Source organism: Ruegeria sp. CG11, assembly GCF_056537245.1.
The window spans coordinates 1-16,758 of record NZ_JBQFRE010000028.1 but is presented as its reverse complement, the minus strand read 5'-3'; the positions used below and the strand labels follow the sequence as shown (position 1 = coordinate 16,758).

The 16,758-nt window shown below is 52.1% G+C and carries 16 protein-coding genes; 3 read left to right on the top strand and 13 right to left on the bottom strand.

The annotated features are described in order from the left end of the window. Positions 1–223 precede the first annotated feature (223 nt). From ACR0KW_RS22875 to ACR0KW_RS22860, 4 genes are all read right to left on the bottom strand, one after another. Positions 224–1,615 carry a sensor histidine kinase gene (locus ACR0KW_RS22875; RefSeq protein ID WP_480807079.1) on the bottom strand — a complete coding sequence of 464 codons (1,392 nt, stop codon included), beginning with the start codon at positions 1,613–1,615 and terminating at the stop codon, positions 224–226. Further along, positions 1,599–2,276 carry a response regulator gene (locus tag ACR0KW_RS22870; RefSeq protein WP_480807091.1) on the bottom strand — a complete coding sequence of 226 codons (678 nt, stop codon included), beginning with the start codon at positions 2,274–2,276 and terminating at the stop codon, positions 1,599–1,601. Before ACR0KW_RS22870 ends, ACR0KW_RS22875 begins: the two co-directional genes overlap by 17 nt. Before the next feature lie 64 nt (positions 2,277–2,340). Then, complete coding sequence (locus ACR0KW_RS22865; RefSeq protein ID WP_480807078.1) at positions 2,341–2,745, bottom strand: PepSY domain-containing protein; 405 nt, start codon at positions 2,743–2,745, stop codon at positions 2,341–2,343. Positions 2,746–3,338: 593 nt separating this feature from the next. Beyond that, the gene (locus tag ACR0KW_RS22860; RefSeq protein WP_480807077.1) at positions 3,339–4,217 is read right to left on the bottom strand and encodes a LysR family transcriptional regulator; all 879 of its coding nucleotides are present in this window, start codon (positions 4,215–4,217) and stop codon (positions 3,339–3,341) included. Between the two features lie 46 nt (positions 4,218–4,263). On the opposite strand from ACR0KW_RS22860, the gene ACR0KW_RS22855 reads away from it, so the two are divergent. Next, positions 4,264–5,211 carry a DMT family transporter gene (locus ACR0KW_RS22855; protein ID WP_480807076.1) on the top strand — a complete coding sequence of 316 codons (948 nt, stop codon included), beginning with the start codon at positions 4,264–4,266 and terminating at the stop codon, positions 5,209–5,211. Between the two features lie 163 nt (positions 5,212–5,374). Here ACR0KW_RS22855 and ACR0KW_RS22850 read toward each other — a convergent pair whose 3' ends face one another. The 3 genes from ACR0KW_RS22850 to ACR0KW_RS22840 form a co-directional block, all read right to left on the bottom strand. Continuing rightward, positions 5,375–6,241: a Rossmann-like and DUF2520 domain-containing protein gene (locus tag ACR0KW_RS22850; RefSeq protein WP_480807075.1), complete on the bottom strand. Its 867-nt coding sequence runs from the start codon at positions 6,239–6,241 to the stop codon at positions 5,375–5,377. 338 nt (positions 6,242–6,579) lie between these two features. Continuing rightward, positions 6,580–7,110 (bottom strand): hypothetical protein, encoded by a 531-nt coding sequence (locus tag ACR0KW_RS22845; RefSeq protein ID WP_480807074.1) that lies wholly within the window; start codon positions 7,108–7,110, stop codon positions 6,580–6,582. A gap of 377 nt (positions 7,111–7,487) precedes the next feature. Next, entirely contained in the window at positions 7,488–8,438 is a 951-nt protein-coding gene (locus tag ACR0KW_RS22840) for a helix-turn-helix transcriptional regulator (RefSeq protein WP_480807073.1), read from the bottom strand. Positions 8,439–8,516: 78 nt separating this feature from the next. Here ACR0KW_RS22840 and ACR0KW_RS22835 point away from each other — a divergent pair, with 78 nt between their 5' ends. Both ACR0KW_RS22835 and ACR0KW_RS22830 read left to right on the top strand, forming a co-directional pair. Next, the gene (locus ACR0KW_RS22835; protein ID WP_480807072.1) at positions 8,517–9,011 is read left to right on the top strand and encodes a DUF1579 domain-containing protein; all 495 of its coding nucleotides are present in this window, start codon (positions 8,517–8,519) and stop codon (positions 9,009–9,011) included. A 166-nt stretch (positions 9,012–9,177) separates the two neighbouring features. Beyond that, the gene (locus ACR0KW_RS22830; RefSeq protein ID WP_480807071.1) at positions 9,178–10,521 is read left to right on the top strand and encodes an AlbA family DNA-binding domain-containing protein; all 1,344 of its coding nucleotides are present in this window, start codon (positions 9,178–9,180) and stop codon (positions 10,519–10,521) included. A 24-nt stretch (positions 10,522–10,545) separates the two neighbouring features. Here the strand turns inward: ACR0KW_RS22830 and ACR0KW_RS22825 are convergent, their stop codons facing one another. From ACR0KW_RS22825 to ACR0KW_RS22800, 6 genes are all read right to left on the bottom strand, one after another. After that, on the bottom strand, positions 10,546–11,124 hold the full coding sequence (locus ACR0KW_RS22825) for a hypothetical protein (RefSeq protein ID WP_480807070.1): 579 nt from the start codon (positions 11,122–11,124) through the stop codon (positions 10,546–10,548). A gap of 33 nt (positions 11,125–11,157) precedes the next feature. Further along, positions 11,158–11,409, bottom strand: a complete 252-nt coding sequence (locus ACR0KW_RS22820; protein ID WP_480807069.1) for a hypothetical protein — start codon at positions 11,407–11,409, stop codon at positions 11,158–11,160. 37 nt (positions 11,410–11,446) lie between these two features. Further along, the gene (locus tag ACR0KW_RS22815; RefSeq protein ID WP_480807068.1) at positions 11,447–11,782 is read right to left on the bottom strand and encodes a hypothetical protein; all 336 of its coding nucleotides are present in this window, start codon (positions 11,780–11,782) and stop codon (positions 11,447–11,449) included. A gap of 131 nt (positions 11,783–11,913) precedes the next feature. After that, positions 11,914–12,207 carry a hypothetical protein gene (locus tag ACR0KW_RS22810; protein WP_480807067.1) on the bottom strand — a complete coding sequence of 98 codons (294 nt, stop codon included), beginning with the start codon at positions 12,205–12,207 and terminating at the stop codon, positions 11,914–11,916. A gap of 228 nt (positions 12,208–12,435) precedes the next feature. Continuing rightward, entirely contained in the window at positions 12,436–15,738 is a 3,303-nt protein-coding gene (locus tag ACR0KW_RS22805) for a hypothetical protein (protein WP_480807066.1), read from the bottom strand. 8 nt (positions 15,739–15,746) lie between these two features. Then, complete coding sequence (locus ACR0KW_RS22800; RefSeq protein ID WP_480807065.1) at positions 15,747–16,094, bottom strand: hypothetical protein; 348 nt, start codon at positions 16,092–16,094, stop codon at positions 15,747–15,749. Positions 16,095–16,758: the final 664 nt, after the last annotated feature.

The window sequence follows — 16,758 nt, the reverse complement described above, 5'->3', positions numbered from 1 at the left end:
TGAATCCCAGAAGGTTCCGAATGTCGCCTGTAGACCGCTTGATGCAATTGAGAATCAACAGCTGAACGGCAGGTTTGTCCGCTTACCGGACGTATGCATGCGCAGAGTTCAAATGGCTTAGCGATGGCAGGTCAGGGCTCATCCTGCCCGTCTAAGGTTGCCGTCGAGGATAGCCGGTGCGAGCTCATTTTGATTAGTGCTACGCGCACCACGAGTTCCCGTTTTAGGGAATTTGCCTGCTGTCACTGTATTTATCAAAGTGGACCGATACAATTAAACCACCTTCTGTCTTGTCGTCCAAATTCAGAACAGTATCATGATGGTCAGCTATGGCTTTTACGAGTGCCAACCCCAGCCCACTTCCCTGCGTCGAACGAGATCCATCCAATGTGAATAACGGCTGAAGTACCTTCTTCCGGTCTTTTGCAGGTATGCCGGGTCCGGTGTCTGACACTGTCAATTTCTTGTCGTCTGTCTGGATTGAAATCTCGGCGCCATCGCCCGCATACTTTATCGAGTTCTCGATCAGATTTGACCCTAACTGCAACAAGAGCTGACGATCGCCGGCAACAGCTTTGGAATCCCCTAGCTCCAGCTTCAGAGTTTGACCCGCATCATCCACGCTGTCGGCATAGAGGTCGTAGAGTTGCTGTGCCAACTCGTTCAACTTTATCGGCTCCATATGCGAACGGTCAGTGCCTGCAGACAAACGCGATATACGCTGGATTGCATCGAATGTGCGCATTACTTTGTTGGCCCTCGCAAGTGCGAACTCTTGCTCAGGCCCATCCTCAAGGCTTTCCAGTGCAAGTTGTAACTCGCTCAGTGGAGTCCGTAACTCATGTGCCACATTACGGGAGAAATCTCTCACCTGTTGGACGGAGATCTCCAACCGTGCCGCTGCATTATCAAATCCATGCATCAGATCGTCCACATCATCACGCGAAGACTGTGGAGCAATACGGTAGGCAAGGTTCCCGATTGCGATCTGTTCGAATGCGTTTTGCACCTTGGTGATGCGTCGCTGTTGAACCAGTCCAAGAATAGCTCCAACTATCAATGTCGCGATCACGGTTGCGATCGCGATCGGCCACATAATTTGAGGTAGCAGTTCCAGCGTGTCTTCGACTTCATGAATAGGTGTGAAGACCGCCAGCCGACCTTCGCGAGCGTTTTCGACAAAAACTCTCCAAAGTTCGGGATCATCTTTCCACTCATGATCGTCGTCGTGATCTTCGACATCATCCAGTACGGCCGCAATAGAACCCTTCTTGGAAAAGAGCTCTGACCTGGTCAGGTTCTGAAACCCCAGCGTCTCAAAAACACTGCTTTTGACCGGTCCAAAATTCTCGCCCGCATTGGACATATATCCGACTGATATGCCGATATGTGTAGCGTTCAGTTTCCCCTGCAATGCGTTGGATGTTGGTGCGGCAAACTCGAACCTCTGGGCGCTTAAGGTCAAATCGTCATCAATCGCATCATAGGTCTGACGCGTCAGCTCGAATCGCAAAATGCTGCCTGCGACAAGCATGATTGCAAGAAACACTGCCGCAAGAAGCATGGCGTTCCGCATTGCGCTCATGCGCAGGAAATCTCTAAGCGCCGAATACATATCCCGCCCCGCGCACGGTTCTCAGTAAGGCCGTTTGGAATGGTTTGTCGATCTTGTTGCGCAGCCTGCTTACGTTTGTATTCACAACGTTTGTTTCAGGGTCGAAATTGATATCCCAAACCATTTCGAGAAGCATTGAACGTGTCAGCACCCGACCTTTGTTGCGCATGAAGACCTCAAGCAACCGGATCTCCTTGGCGTGAAGCTCGATCAGTTGTCCATCTCGGCGACAGGTTCGGGAAAGCAGGTCTAGTTCAAGACCTTCATATTTCAAGGTGGTTACTTCGCCTGACGGAACCGCGTGGGCCCGGCGACCAAGCGCCGCTATCCGAGCAGACAACTCGCTGATCGCAAAGGGTTTCGCGAGATAGTCATCGGCGCCGGCCTCCAACCCTTCGACGCGGTCTGTCACTTCATTTAGGGCAGTCAGCATCAATACGGGCGTCGTGTTTTTGGCGGCGCGCAAGGCCTTCAGAACCGTCAATCCATCCAGTTCAGGCACCATCCGGTCGAGGATAAGCACGTCATAGCTACGGGTGGTTGCCGCAAAAAGGGCATCGGGTCCGTTGCCGAAACAATCCACGGAATGCCCGGCGTCGCCCAATCCCTTTTCGACCCATTGAGTAATATCAAAATTGTCTTCGAGTAGTAAAATTTTCACCCTGATCACGCCCGCAATAATTTCAGGAGGCAACATATACGTTGCCTCCTGGTAAGTTTAGGTCTTAGTGATCGTCGTCGTGATCATCTTCGTGGTCATCGCCATCGTCGTTTCCATCGTGATCGAGTTCTTCCAGCATGGCATGCATTGCTTCCGAGGACGCTGCCGTAATCGTATTGTTCGCAAGCACCTCGCCGGACACGCCGTCAATCTGCAGCATGGTGTGTGTTGTGTTGCCCTCGAGCTCGGCAACATAGACCGGGCTGTCGCCATAATGGTCTACTTCGAGCGCCACCAGGTTGCCCTCGGCAGCGCCGGTTGCAATCTCCATTGCTTTCGCGAAGGGAACCGAAGGTGCAATCACCTTTTCAGATCCCGCCGGTTCAGCAAACGCAGGGGTGGACAGGGCCAAAAAAGACAGGCCAGCTACAGCGCCAATGCACAGCTTGTTTGTTTTCAACGAATTCACGGTGTTTTCCTTTCTTGTCAGCGAGGATCATCCCCTCGCATGACAGAAATAGGCGCCTGATGTTTCATACAGATTCGTTGAAGAATACGTGTGTGTTACAATTTGGCTCGAGTGCCCCATTTGATTTGGACCACCGTTATGTTCGAGTGCAACGAAGGTCCTTTTAATTCGCTCACCTACCATTTCCCACCTGGTTCTAACGTCAGGAATGCGCGGTTTGCTACGCTCTGCCCATGCAATGGACTGAAGCCTTGTAGACGGCGGCTTTGGGCTCAAAGCACCTGTCTGAACCCACTGCAGAGAATGTCCGCGATGAGCCCAAAGTGCAAAATGCTGCGCAGTGTTCTTAAGGCTGCGAAACGCACAAAGCCGCCTTTGGCTATTGCAAGAGCGGCCCTTAGCTGCCGTCCAACGGAATATCTGAATGCTGCGTTGCGGCCCGCCGAACCTGCCGTTCGCTGCGCAAGCAAAATCAACGCTCAACGAATTCGCAGGTCGCGGACAAACCAGCCGTAAACGTAGTGTTTTCTAATGTCCGGTTCGAGCCCAAAAAGTTCATATCGAGATATCGCCTCTCTCCCTTGCTCGCGTCGTCAGAGATCGTCTCTACTCTTTTCCATGACTTCGATAAAAGCGACCGCCGCAGGGGATGGCGTTGCGTGCTGGTGCATCGCGAGGCCAATTTTTCGTGTCCTGACTGAATTCAGCGGTTTGCTGACCCAGCCCTCTTTACCGTTCGTTGGCGGCAAGGCCATCTCGGCCACGACCGAGACGCCCTGATTGCGTGCCACCATGGTCAAAGTACTTAGCACCTGCGATGTCCGATACCGAACATTTGGGCTAAGTCGGGACTGAGTGAACAGACGGCGAATGATCCGGGCAGAACCAGATTCCGGCATGATGAAAGGCATTTCACACAACTGCTCCAATCGGATTGAGGATTGTCCGGCCAAAGTGCTGTCAGCAGCAACCAAGGCGACAAACTGGTCCTGTGCGACAGGCCATGTCCGGAAGCGTTCATCCGGTAAGACAACAAAACCGAGATCAATGCGCCGGTCTTCGATCCAACGGATGATCTCATCGTCAGGGGCTTCTTCAATCAGCACTTCGATTCCGGGATGGGCTTCGTGAAATGAATCGAGAAGGCGCGGCAGTATCTGCAAGGATGATGTCGCACCAAAAGATCCGATGTGCAGTCTGCCGGTCTGCACTCCGCGATACTCCGAGGCTTCTTGATGCATGGCATCGGCCAGCCCAAGAATTTCACGTGCGCGGGACAGAAGTCGTTCGCCCAGCGGGGTCGGTTCGATTGGCGATACAGTGCGATCAAAAAGCGTGACGCCAAGCTCATCCTCAAGACTCTTGAGGGCATGAGACACTGCGGGCTGGCTGATACCAAGTCGCAGGCCAGCTGCCGTGAACCCGCGCGTTTCGGCAAGCGTGTTGAAGATTTCAAGTTGACCAAGAGTCATAAGTAAATACTCATTTGACTATAATATAGTATAACTGAAATTCGACGTGGGCAATCCGGTATTTTTAGGTGATCCCATGTCCCAAACCCTATCTCTTTCCATCGCGTCGCATAACACCCTGCTTTACGTCCGGCTTTCAGTGGTAGCCTTCCTGTGGGGTGGCACATTTGTCGCCGGTCGAATGGTTTCGACCGAAATGTCTCCGCTGGTCGCTGCAACGGCACGGTTTGGCTTGGCATCGCTGGCATTGCTTTATCTCGTATGGAAAAAAGAAGGCGGTTTACCACGCCTCACCTGGCGGCAGAGCGTGTTGATGGGGCTTCTCGGGCTGTCCGGCGTCTGCCTTTACAACCTGTTCTTCTTTGCCGCTCTGACTGAGATGCCAGCTTCGCGAACAGCACTGTTTGTTGCCTTTAATCCAATTGCCGTGGCTCTAGCCGGAGGGCTCGTTGCGCGGCGGTTCCTACCGATTGGACAAGCTGTCGGGATTTGTGTGGCACTGGTCGGGGCCGTGATCGTGATTAGCGGAGGAGACATTGCAGGGCTGATGTCTGACGCTCGGCAGAGTTTTGGGCGGGGAGAGCTGTTCATGCTGGCTGCGGTAGGCAGTTGGGTGTGCTATACGCTTCTTGGAGGTAAGGCGCTTGGAAGCATAACACCGCTGGCAGCAACCACTTGGGCGGCGCTAATCGGGTTTATGTTTCTGGCATTAGGGTTGCCGCTGGCCGGTCCAGTGCAACTGCCGGAATTACCGACGTTCACTTGCACCTTGGCCATCATCTATCTGGCCATTGGTGGAACAGTTGTGCCATTTGTTTGGTACTATCGGGGGGTACAAACACTCGGGCCTGAGCGTACTGCGGTATTCACCAATCTCGTCCCCGTCTTCGGGGTGGCCCTTGGGGCCGCTGTCTTGAGGGAACCAGTTGAGGCTTCCATACTGCTGGGTGGTACGTTGGTGATTGCCGGAGTTTCACTCACCAACCGGGTATGATGCCATATGCCAAGCTGATCCTTTGCAAACAACGACGGCCTATTCCGGTCTCATGAGCCGACATCAAGATGTCGCAATGCGCCCGCCGAACCTGCCGTTCGCCGCAAGCGCGAGATAAGAGGCTCCAAGAATTCACAAAATCACATTTGAATTGTAGGTCAGACTAGGCTTCGGGACCCAACCAATCCTGTGTCTTACCGTCGGCCTTCAATTTCTGAGCGAGCAAACTCAGCTCTTTGTAGATGATTCCTGCAGCAGGGTGCCAAGCGGCTATATCTTTCCCTTGTTGCGAGACGACAAAGGTGTCGCCTCGTGATGCAGGTCCCGTAAGCGCTCCCAGTGGTCCATGGGCGGCAACATTCTCACAGGTGGCTTGAAGCAGTGTGGTGTTCAGTTGCTTTGCAATGTCATCAGGCACTCCTGCGGTAGCCCAAGCCTCACGCGCGATCGCCTGCAAAACCACGGTGAAGTTATTCGAAATTACGGCGGCCGCATGATAAAGGCTTTTGCAATCGGAATTGATATGAAATGGGATTCCACCAATCTCGGCCAGAAAGCCTTTGATTAATTCCAAGGCAGAGTCGTCGCCCTCAATGCCACAAAGTGTTCCCTCGAATTGCTGGATCGCGGTTGCCGGCTCTGCGAACGTAAGTACCGGATGCACGCTGGCCAGTCGCCAGGCTAGCTTCTGAAGCGGCGCCATTTTGTCTGCCGGAAAGAAACCACTGCAGTGAAACGCAACTGGAGGCGGTTCATTGGCATCGTGTTGACCAACAACTTTTGCGAGTTCAGTTGCTGCAATTGAAATCTGAGAATCCGGCACCGCCAAAATCCACAGGTCGGCCGGCGCTAGGTCTGCGTATTTCTCCACCGCTCTGCCCGTGCCCGCAATTTGGACGGCGTTTTCCGCTGATCTAAACCGAGAACTCACTATGTCTTGAACCGAATAATTGGATGAGTGCCGCAAAAGGCCGAGGATGGTTTGACCCACGCGACCGGCACCGACAAAATTTACTCTGATTTTTGCCATTCAATGGCCTCCAACCTATACGCTCATACTTCCTTGGGGAACATGCTAAGCGACAGACCATTTCATCAATACCAATTTATCCAAGGCAACACTCAATCGGAGCAGCCCATACCGGACCTCGGGCGGGTCGTTCGGTTTCTGCGGTCGCAGCCCAAATTCCGGACATTCGCCGCGAGTGCAAAATCACGAGCCACACGAACTTACGGTCTGCGGGACAAAACGGGCATTCACCAACCTGCGGCAAACGACTGCTTTGAAGAAAACAGCGATAACTGGCTGGGTGAATGTCCATTCGGTCTTTGACAGTTCGGTTGCTGCGCGGGACAAACGGAATTTTCTTAGTCGAATCCCTCAGCGATCAGTGCATCGAAGTCCATCGAAAGGCTTTTTCTTGGCTGATAGCGCTCAGATCGCGGTAGTTTGCGCACATACTTTTGTATCTGCCGGTAGCGTGCAGCGCGTGACGTATTCAGGATTATGCCGATATGCCCAGATGCCAAGAACATCATTAGCCCAACGACGAACACCTCGCTGGCAAGTGAATAGAAGTAGTTTCCGCCCGAAACAAACAGACCTATGCATATTGCAGTGCCAAGTGCTAAAGCCGCCCAGCGACCAGCAACACCCATTGCTTTCCAAATGGGTTCAATGCCTTCACCCTTTGGCGACCATCCAAGCCAAAGTGCGGCAATGACTATAGCACTGTCAAAATAGCGGGGCCATTCGACGAATCCGGCTAGCTCAGACAATGCAGCGAATAGGCCAATGCAGAGAACGCACAGCCGAGCAATAGCCAAGCCTTTGACAAACGTATTGCTTTCCAAGGGTGTATTTTCTGAAATCCGGTCGAACTCGGGTGTCGTATTCATCTAAATCTGCTGGTCGCAATTTTGGTTGAAACATTTTGTGGTCTAATTGTCTAAATTTCACAAGCTGTTAGATGAAGCCGCTGCTTTTGCCGGGGCTTTCTGAAGCAGACCTCAGGAAAGGTTGCAGCATTATGCACTTTGGGCTCCCTGCCAACCTTAGATCGACTGCAGAATTCGCTCAGAACGGGTCAAGGCTTTCGTTGAGGACGGCCCAGACCCGACATCCGGCCTCCAGCTGCGATGTTGCGTTTGCAGCCCACATTGCCGACTTTCGCCGCGACCGCGAAATCAAAGCTATGGCGATCTCACACAGTGCGGGCGTTCGTTGCGATCGCCAAGGGTGCCCGCTTATCTGCACTAAGCGGACATCGGAGAAATCAAGATAGGTTTAGAGCGATAACCTTGCGGGCCTCAGCGATCACGTCTTCTCGAAATGCGGCTGGCTCATGCACCTCGGCCTCAGAACCCAGAGCTAAAACATCTCGAACGGCCTTCACGCCAAGTTCCATTTGTACGCACACAGAGAACCATCCATTTCGTTTCGGAATCTCAATAGGCGACTGCGGTGCAAAACCTCTTTCCGTCAACATGCGCAAGCCTGTTGAACTGACCCGAAGTGCAACTGGTTGAGACTTAAGCCGGCGCTCGAAATCTGCGATCCAGCTGTGCCAAAAGGCGCTGACATCAAAAGTCCTCGGCCGAGAGAACGTTTCGTCAAGAAGCTTGATGCTCCGGATATTTGCAATCTTGTAGACACGTGGAGTTTCGACGAGCGCGACGAGATACCAGTTACCGGCTTTCAGGACAATCGCCAGGGGCGACACAATACGGTGCACGACACCGTTCCAGCTTTCGTATTTTATCGACAGCTGCCTTTCATTCCACACCGCCGAGGCAACTTCAGACACAAATGGAGCCATGGTTTTCTTTTGATACCAACCCAACGGATCCAACAAGAACCTCTCTGAAACAACAATGGCCTGATCGCGCGTCGTGCCAGAGAGCGACGCCATGACTTTCAGCTCAGTTTGGCTCGCGGCCTCCAGCAAACCAAGATCATCCAATGCGGAGCCAAGCCCCGCCAGCAGCAGGCTGCGCGCTTCATCTGCATCAAGGCCCGTCAATCGGGTCTGGTAACCATCCATCAACCGATAGCCGCCATTGCGTCCGCGTTCGGCGAAAACCGGGACACCTGCATAGCTTAGCTGGTCGATGTCCCTGTGGATCGTGCGCAAGCTGACCTCAAATTCGTCGGCCAGCTGCTGTGCCGTCATCAGGCCGCGGGTTTGAAGGCGCAACAAAATTGACAGTAAGCGAGAGGATTTCATCGGCTCTCCGAAAAACATGACACGTTATGTCGGGTTATCTCTCTCATAAGCAGTCATGTCACGGAGAAAGGACAATCCATGCAAACCGATCGCGGCCGCGAGGCTACAAACACCGTTCAGAATGATTTTGACTTCATGTTCGGGTCTTGGACCGTACAGCACAGACGCCTGAAAGAGCGGCTAACCGGCTGCGATGATTGGGAGGTATTCGCAGGCCTTTCGCACACGCAGCCAATTCTTGCTGGCCATGGAAATGTTGAAGACAACTTTGTCGAGCTTCCCGGGCACCCCTATCGCGCCATTGCCTTGCGCAGCTTCAATCCAGGTTCAGGGGAATGGGCAATCTGGTGGCTCGACGGTAGATCGCCCCACAGGCTTGATACACCGGTAAAGGGTAGATTCAAAGGAGATACCGGTGAATTTCGCGCGCATGACGTGTTGAACGGGCAACCCCTCATCGTCAGATTTCTTTGGAAAAAAGGGCCGGTCCCACGATGGGAACAAGCTTTCTCGACTGATGATGGAGCCAACTGGGAAACCAACTGGACAATGGATTTCACGCCAGTTGCCTGACGAACAACCGGGTTCTGCGGGGTAACCCCACCCGGCGGTCACATAGGTTGGCCTATGGCGGATACTGCGACACTGTGGATCTCTCAGTCGCGTTGACGTTGTAAACGAAGAGTCGATAACCGTTCCAAAGAGGCCCCAGTTTCGGGCACCTTACGGAGGCAGCAGCTTGTCACGGCGCGTTGAACTTGAAGCAGCGATTCTTGATCCGAATGAGGACTTGTCGTTTGAATATAAGGCTTGGCTCGACCTGAGTACAAAGCATGGCAAGGCAACACTTGCTAAGGCTGTGATCGCAATGGCTAATGCTGAAGGCGGCTACGTCGTAATCGGATATGAAGAAGAAGGCGCAACGCTGAGTTCTGTGCCTCGACCAGATGAAATCGGCGAAATCACTCAAGACCTCGTTAACGCTGCCGTCCAGCGCTTCGTCGCTCCCGCAATGCATATTCAAATGGAAGTAATCGAAAACACAAACACTGGAGTTCTGCATCCAGTGATCGTAGTGCCCTCGACCGCTACCACACCAGTTATGGCCGTACGAGACTGCGAGGGCGTGCTGCGCCAGGCGCGCGTCTACGTGCGTCAGCCAGGTCCCCGCAGTGAGGAGCCGCGCACTGTCGAAGAATGGCGTACATTGCTCGACCGGTGTGTTCAACGCAGCCGCTCGACAATGCTCGACGCTATCCGTGCGATTGTAGAAGGCCGAGTGGAGGAAAGGGTTGCGCCTCTTGACGCCCAACAACGCCTGGCAAATTTCATTACTGCAACGCGTGAGCGTCGCCAATTGCTGCTTGACGAGGCCGATCTACCTCAAAATGCCCCAGCACGTATGCCCTTGGGCCACTATGAGATCAGCTTTGAATTTGAGGATGCCCAACCCGCGCCTAATCTGGCAAACCTGCGAGAACGCATTGACGTTGCCCATCAGGTAAAACTCACAGGGTGGCCTGCCTTCCTGGCAATGACGCGACAAGAATTGGCTCCGTATGCTGCCAACGGCGGGGTCGAGGCATGGATAGGAAGACCGGGAATTGAAAGGTTCTTCGAAGAGGACCCTGCGCATTCGGATTTTTGGCGGATTGTGCCGGAAGGTATGCTTTATACGACAACAGGCTATGATGAGGATAACGCGCCGAAACGGGCTGAGCCTGGAACGGCTTTCGATCTCATTTTGCCGATTTGGCGAGTGGGAGAGGCATTACTATTTGCTCGCCGGTTGGCAGCCACTTTTGAGGGCGTCGAAGCGGTTATAGCCAGCGTTCGGTGGTCTGGGTTAGAAGGCCGAGTTCTAAGTACGCTGAGCGGTTCACGATCACCTTTGTCATATGATCGGGTGTCCCGCACAGCAGAGATCGAAAGTGAACTATCGATTACGTTGGAACAGATCGATGATAATTTACCCGAAGTGCTTCATACGCTCATCGCCCCTGTTTACGAAGCGTTTGATTTCTATGAATTACCCAGGAGGTTTGTTGAGGAGGAGTTGGTCAAGTTAATGCGACGTGGCTAAGCCGAAAAACGCTCAAAATAGCAGTCAGCCGGGATCGGTCGTTTTCTCAGGTTCGACTCGATCAAAAAACTCTTGCCACTGCTCCCAAGTCATCTCGCTTGATGCTTCAGACAGCAAAACGTTAACTTCGTTCAATTCGCCTAGGAGTTGGGTCGCTTCCTCTATAACGTCGACGTACCGCTTAGAGCTAATCTCGTGCTCTCGCTGCTGGATCAAGTAGCAACCCTGTCTGATCACTTCATGAGTTTCGGGATCTGCTTTCATTGAAAAGACTGGAATGCCGTGAATTAAGCGGTTTCGCGTTTCGTTTAATTTTTCAAGCTTTCTTAGGGCAGTTTCCGCTTCTTTGAAACGATCTCTACCTTCTAGGTCTGGACGCGGAGTACGCTCCAATATCCTCCGCAGCGTTCTTATGCGATCTGCGTCTCCAAAGTGCATTGCAAGGCTGGTTTGAACAGCCTGATAGTTTTCGATCCCGAGGCACTTTGGGACGTTGTAGACATAACCCATAGCAAAGCCCCACTGAACGATAACATCACCTAATAGAGCTTTCGGTTCTTCCCAAAGAACGGAGATAACACTATTGGATTCTTTGCGTTTCATTTGTCTGCCTGGTGAATGGTTCGAGATCAGCACCTATGCAATGCTGTCGTTAACCGCGATCCATTCTTCCCGTTCGGCCTTCAGGTGCTCAAACGCGATCAGCGTTACAGAGTTGCATATGGATTTCAGCTCTGCCTGAATCTGTTCGGGCGTCAGTGGCTCGGCGCCAGCTGCAATATCCTTCGGCGTCAAGTCGTCTTCTAGGTCCATGCTCAAGCTTCTGGCGACAGCATTGATGTTTGCCAGTTCCTTTAGGATTTCAGCCCTCGGTATACGTTCAGACATCCAATCTTGCCCTTTGCTAATTTGCCATTCTACCTGTCTAGCCGGTTCCTTTCGGTTCCAATCCGGGAACCCAAAGGACGCAGCTTGTGCTTAGACCTGCCTTTGGCTTGCTGCGCGGTCTGTTCTCCAGCGCTTCGCGACCGAGACCCGTAATGCGATAACCGAGCGATCCGAACCACTTGTTGATGCCTCTCTCGATCAATCCTAAACCCTCAAGATCAGCAAGCGTCTTGTCTCCAATCCCTGGCGACAGCTTGATCCGCTGGACATAAATCAGCTCCCCGCCGTTGTGACCATCTTCGTAGTCGCACTCAAATTGGAGGGTATCGAGGGCGGCGTAGTGCCGCTTGCTTAGGTCGAAATCCATCGCCAAAATTCATTCCTATTCAAATCAAACGCCCCGATCTCAGCGCGACAAGCACACAGTGTCAACATCAAGCCGCCAGCGATGGGGAGGTTGGCCCTATCTGGAAAGTTGCCAGTGACTTAGGATAAGTCTTTCACCTAGGTTTGCATCGCGTCCGCTGGTTTCTCGTATTCGTAGCCGCCAAATGAAGAACTTGCAGGCTGATCCACAACTTCTACCTCAAGCATCAGAGACGAACTCTCTGCTTCCTCTTTTGCCATGTCCAGAAAAACGCGTCGCTCTCGGACTACGTACTTTGTTAGTTCCGACGACTCCGGCTTTTGAATGAGTATCTCTTCCCCAACCTCAGGGACGAAATCACTGTTAAAAGTGATGAATGCACCTTCGGGTGGCTCTTCGCCTTTGTGGTGCAAGTGAATTTCAATCGGCATGCTCGACTCTCTGAATCGTTTTCTTTGTCAGGTGAGCCTATTGCCGATTGCAGAGCGAACACAAGCCACCCCCGAAAGGGCTATCAACCACTTTTGGTGCCACCGATGTCGAGAGAATGTTCTCAAACTTGATTGACCAAACTGACTATTCCTAGCGAATAGTCCGGCCCACAACCGACATTGGTTCACTTGAGAGCGCCGCCCTGCCGTATTCCGCATGTATGGAGTTCACCTGTCGCGTTTCTTCTGCCACTCAATCAACTTCAGTATTGGCGCATTCTCCTGGCCTTCTGGGATGATTGGATCGATGCTTGGGGATACTGCCATGCCATCAGGATCATTGAGGCCGATGGTCCAAGCTTCCCTGATCACAACCTCGCGTTTCAGGATCGACAAATCAAAGTGGAAATCAGGCGCCCCTCCATCGTCGGATAGGGTTACCGGCACCAAGGCATAGCTCTGAGAGGCAGCGAATGCTCTGCCAAAGTTCTCTAAGTTTCGTGGGTCGGGGTTCTCCATAGTCTTCATTTTTGAAGTCACGAAGATGCGATCAAGCTCTTTGAATTGCGCTTTGTCGATGTTTGAACCCACTGCTAACGTGTAGGCGTTGGGATTCGATTTTTCGACTCCAGTTAATATTACAATGCGAATTTTCTCATCAACATCTTCCCGTCCGATGTCGGAAATCCAGTTCTCGAAGATGCGCCGTCCAGCTCCGCCGTTCCTAAACAGAAGGCCCAAGAAGGGTGGTGCATTCGGTAGGTTAGGCTGAAGAGCGACTCCTACACCATCCCATCCAGCCTCTTGCCACAGTTCAATATCCACCATTGAAAAGGTCTGGTAAGCGCCGTGCTTGAGAGGTGTGTCCTCAAGGAAATCATCGGGCGGCTCACCTTCGCCGAACTTCATCTCCTCCTTATTCTTCTGCTGCCCGAGAGACATCATTGACTGCAAAGCGAGATTACAGGGTGGGTTCACAACTATTTCGTAGCCATCTCCCTCGCCAGCCCAGTCGCTCAATGATGGGGAACGACAGTCATCGAAAATATTTGATGAACTCGCCAAGACATCGGCAAACATGAGCGAGCGAGGCAAACCTTCCTCCGAACCGGCAACCACGTCCAAAAACGCTTTTGCGTCTCGAGGAAACAGAATTTTGGGCAGTATGTTCACCAGAGAATATACGAAGAAATCACGTAACTTGTCTGTTCTAAGGCTGCCTAACGGAAATCTCTCCGGCCATATCACTACCGTGGCTAACTCGCTCCCCGATCCAGGGCGAAGTTCCAATCCCTGTTCATTTGGGCAAGTTTCGCCCTCGGATGCCAATTGGAATCGCATTTTCGCTCGTTCCATCGTGCCGACGGCCTGATGAGAAAGGCTGGTAGCGAGAAAGGCTTCGAGGAAGCCCATATAGCTTTCCCCTATTCTCACACACCAAGGATTATGCTGGCACACAATTTCCCATCGTGTTCCCAGCAAAGGAGATATCAGGCTCACGTTCTTGCCTCCAAACGTATCAATACGTTCTGGCAAGCTATCCTGCGCAGGTTGACCCCACAGCCCCTTCATCATCTCCCAAATCTCTGTGTCACTTTCAGAATCTGGGACGTATTCGTGCTGTCGAAGGTAATCAGGGCCTCCAAAAGCGAACAATAGAGCCAATGAGCAAGAAATTAGACCGTTCTGCTCAAAGAAATCCACTAGGCCTGTGAATTCATTCAACTGGCTAGCATTCGCCTTCAGCAGGAGCATTGCCAACACCCCATCCTTCAACCGGTAGTCTTCCTGAAAACCTTCATCTTCTTCATCAAGGCCTGTTTGCCTTAAGATCGAGATTTGCAACTGCAGACACCACAGCGCTTGTGGAATGCGTCCTGTTGAGATTTCTCCCCAGAACATTTTTTCCAGCAACATGAGCAACAAAGGATCTATTTCACTGGTTTCGCCGAAGTCCTGGATTAGTATCGAAAGAGCTGACATTTGGTTTGCGTATGCAGCCCAAAACAAATCCATTGAACTGTAAGCTGAAGCCAAGGCTGCGAGGCAGCGAACCATGCGCTCCTTTTTCTCAGCCTTAATTAGTTTCGGTAACGCACGCCCCAGCAGGTCGATACCAGAGATGACCTTGTCAGCGCGAAGTTTGTCTATGCCGCGATTGAAGAGCTTATCTGCAACGGCCACATCACTATGCCGTTCTTGGTAAACAGGGAGAACTTGCTCGAATACCTCATCGTAAACCTCCAATTCGCCAAAGGGTGCGCCAAGTACCTCAAACTGCTCATATGCCCGATTGAACTCGAAACCTCCGAGATGCTGTGAACCCACCAACAGGTCGCCAAAATCTCGCAGTAGCTTGTCTCGTTGGCGTTCGTCGGCAGCGTGTTGGACAATCTGCATCCCCAACATAAGCCGTTTTGAGTTTGCGGCGTTGTTTGGTCGATCCGCCTCACCGGAAAGCTCTTCCAAATGGTGGATCAGGCGATTTGCCCTATTTACCAGTTTGGTTTCTTCCAACGAAAGCGCTTCAGAAATGACCGAAGTGTGCAGAGTCTGCCAAAGGTTGATTGCCTTCTCTATGTCCGACGAATTTCTGCTACCAAGGGAGAATGCTTCGATTTCATCATAGACACTAAGCAAGACTCCAAAATCATCGTGCCAGTACACCGCAGTCCACGCCTTTTGATACAGTGCACTGGCGATCTGACGTTCTGTTCCATGCTCCCCAGCAAGCCGTATGGCACGTTCATGCCGACCTTCCGTAATGTGCCGGTCAAGTTCGAGTTCCCTTGAGATGATCGCTGCTGAGATGCAATCCTCAACAAGTTGATATTCAACTCCCTGATATCTACCCGTATCAGAGATTTCTTTTTCGAGCTCGTCCAAAGCTTCCTGTTTGGAAAGGTCGTTAGGACCAATTTTCTTCGAAGTCGTGAAGTTCGATAGATTCAGTGCCTGAGCAGCAATGTCCTCGTTGCCCTTTTCTATGATCGCTTCCATCAGCCAAGTGCGGTCAAGAATCCGGACCTCAAACCCGTGCTCCTTTGAAAGCTCATCCTGAAATTTCGACTTGGATTTGTCACTAATGAATTGATTGGAAACAAAATACGCTACTCTATAGCCACGACCGGTGGATGCTATGGAAGCCATGTCTGAACGAAGCTTGCCCTGCCACTGCTTCTTTGCGCTTACGGCAACCCCCCAACGCTCGTTCGCTGCTTCGACGTTTCCCTCGTACCAACGGGACGAAATGTCCTCGTGAACTGGGTACGTCTCGGTATCAACTTTGCTGTCGCCACCGCCAGTCGGCCCAGTCTGAGGTATGAGATTTGGGCAGATCATTCGTTCAGCGAGACGCCTCGCGAGATGTTCGAATTGTTTTTCTTCACTGCGGCTTGTTATGCTTTCCAGCTTGTACTCGAGAAAGTCTTCATCCAATTCGATGTTCTCTTCGACACGCGAGTCAGAAAACTGTTCCGGACGTCGGCTCCGCATAAACTCAGAAGGTGTTGGGAAATCATCTTTTGACAACGCGCTACTCACAATTCTTGGTTTTGCATTGAGACTGCAGCCTCAACCGAGCCGTGTCCAGACAGTATGGCAATCTCGCAATCAAAGTTGGTGCAACTAACGCTTCGGGTGGAAGAAATTCTAAAATGAATGACTGCTTTCCAAGATTCGCATCTGGATTTCGCATCCACAGCAAATGTCTGCTCCCCGCCCTTGGCGTTTTTTGCTGCCGTCGCGAAGCGTTCAAAGCAGCCGTTCGTTGCGAAATGGCCAATGGCGGTTTTGTCCGCTTCTCTGCCATCTGAGAAGCGCGTGGGAATGTCCGGTTTGCGCGGTTGGCGGCGTGCCGCGCTTGCAAATGACCAAAGTGTTGCCAATGACAGGTCAGGGCTCTTTGCGGACCTCACGGGCGGCGCAGCAAGCTTTTAGAAAAACCTTTTCGCTCCGGCAAGGTCGGCCCATTGCTGCCGTTCACCCGACTCAACTGTCGCCACGGCGCGGCCCGTCAGAGGAGACATTCGCTGCAAGTGCAAGATAGGGTTAACATCGGAGGTCTGGACTGCGCAAAAAAGCTTCCATTCGAAGGATGAGTGGCAAGGTCCGCTTTGTGCGGTTCTCGACTGTAGTAAAAAAGTAAAGGACGGATTGCAGCCACTCGCTGCTCTGCTGCTTCTGGTTTGAGTATCAGCTCTTAAGTTTCAACTTCTACCCTTGAACTCTCCGTAACCACCCCGAATTATCTATCGATAAGGTGACATCGGAACTATCGAGATTGCGCCGGAACAAGCCATGCTGACCGTCGAAAGCCGTAAGGATACTGCCTTGGACACAGTAGAATCGTGTGAGCGATCTTAGGTAACTGACTGACCATGGCCATGTCCTTCCAAGACGAAGCATGCGAGGCCCACTTCCACGATCAGTCGGTATTGCGTTCCTTGACCTACTGTCTTGATCAGCTTCCATTCCGCCAACTGGCCAGGAACAGTCAGTGACTTTCGACATGCCTACACGCGCTCTTTCACCAAATCTCAAAGAGTTGTC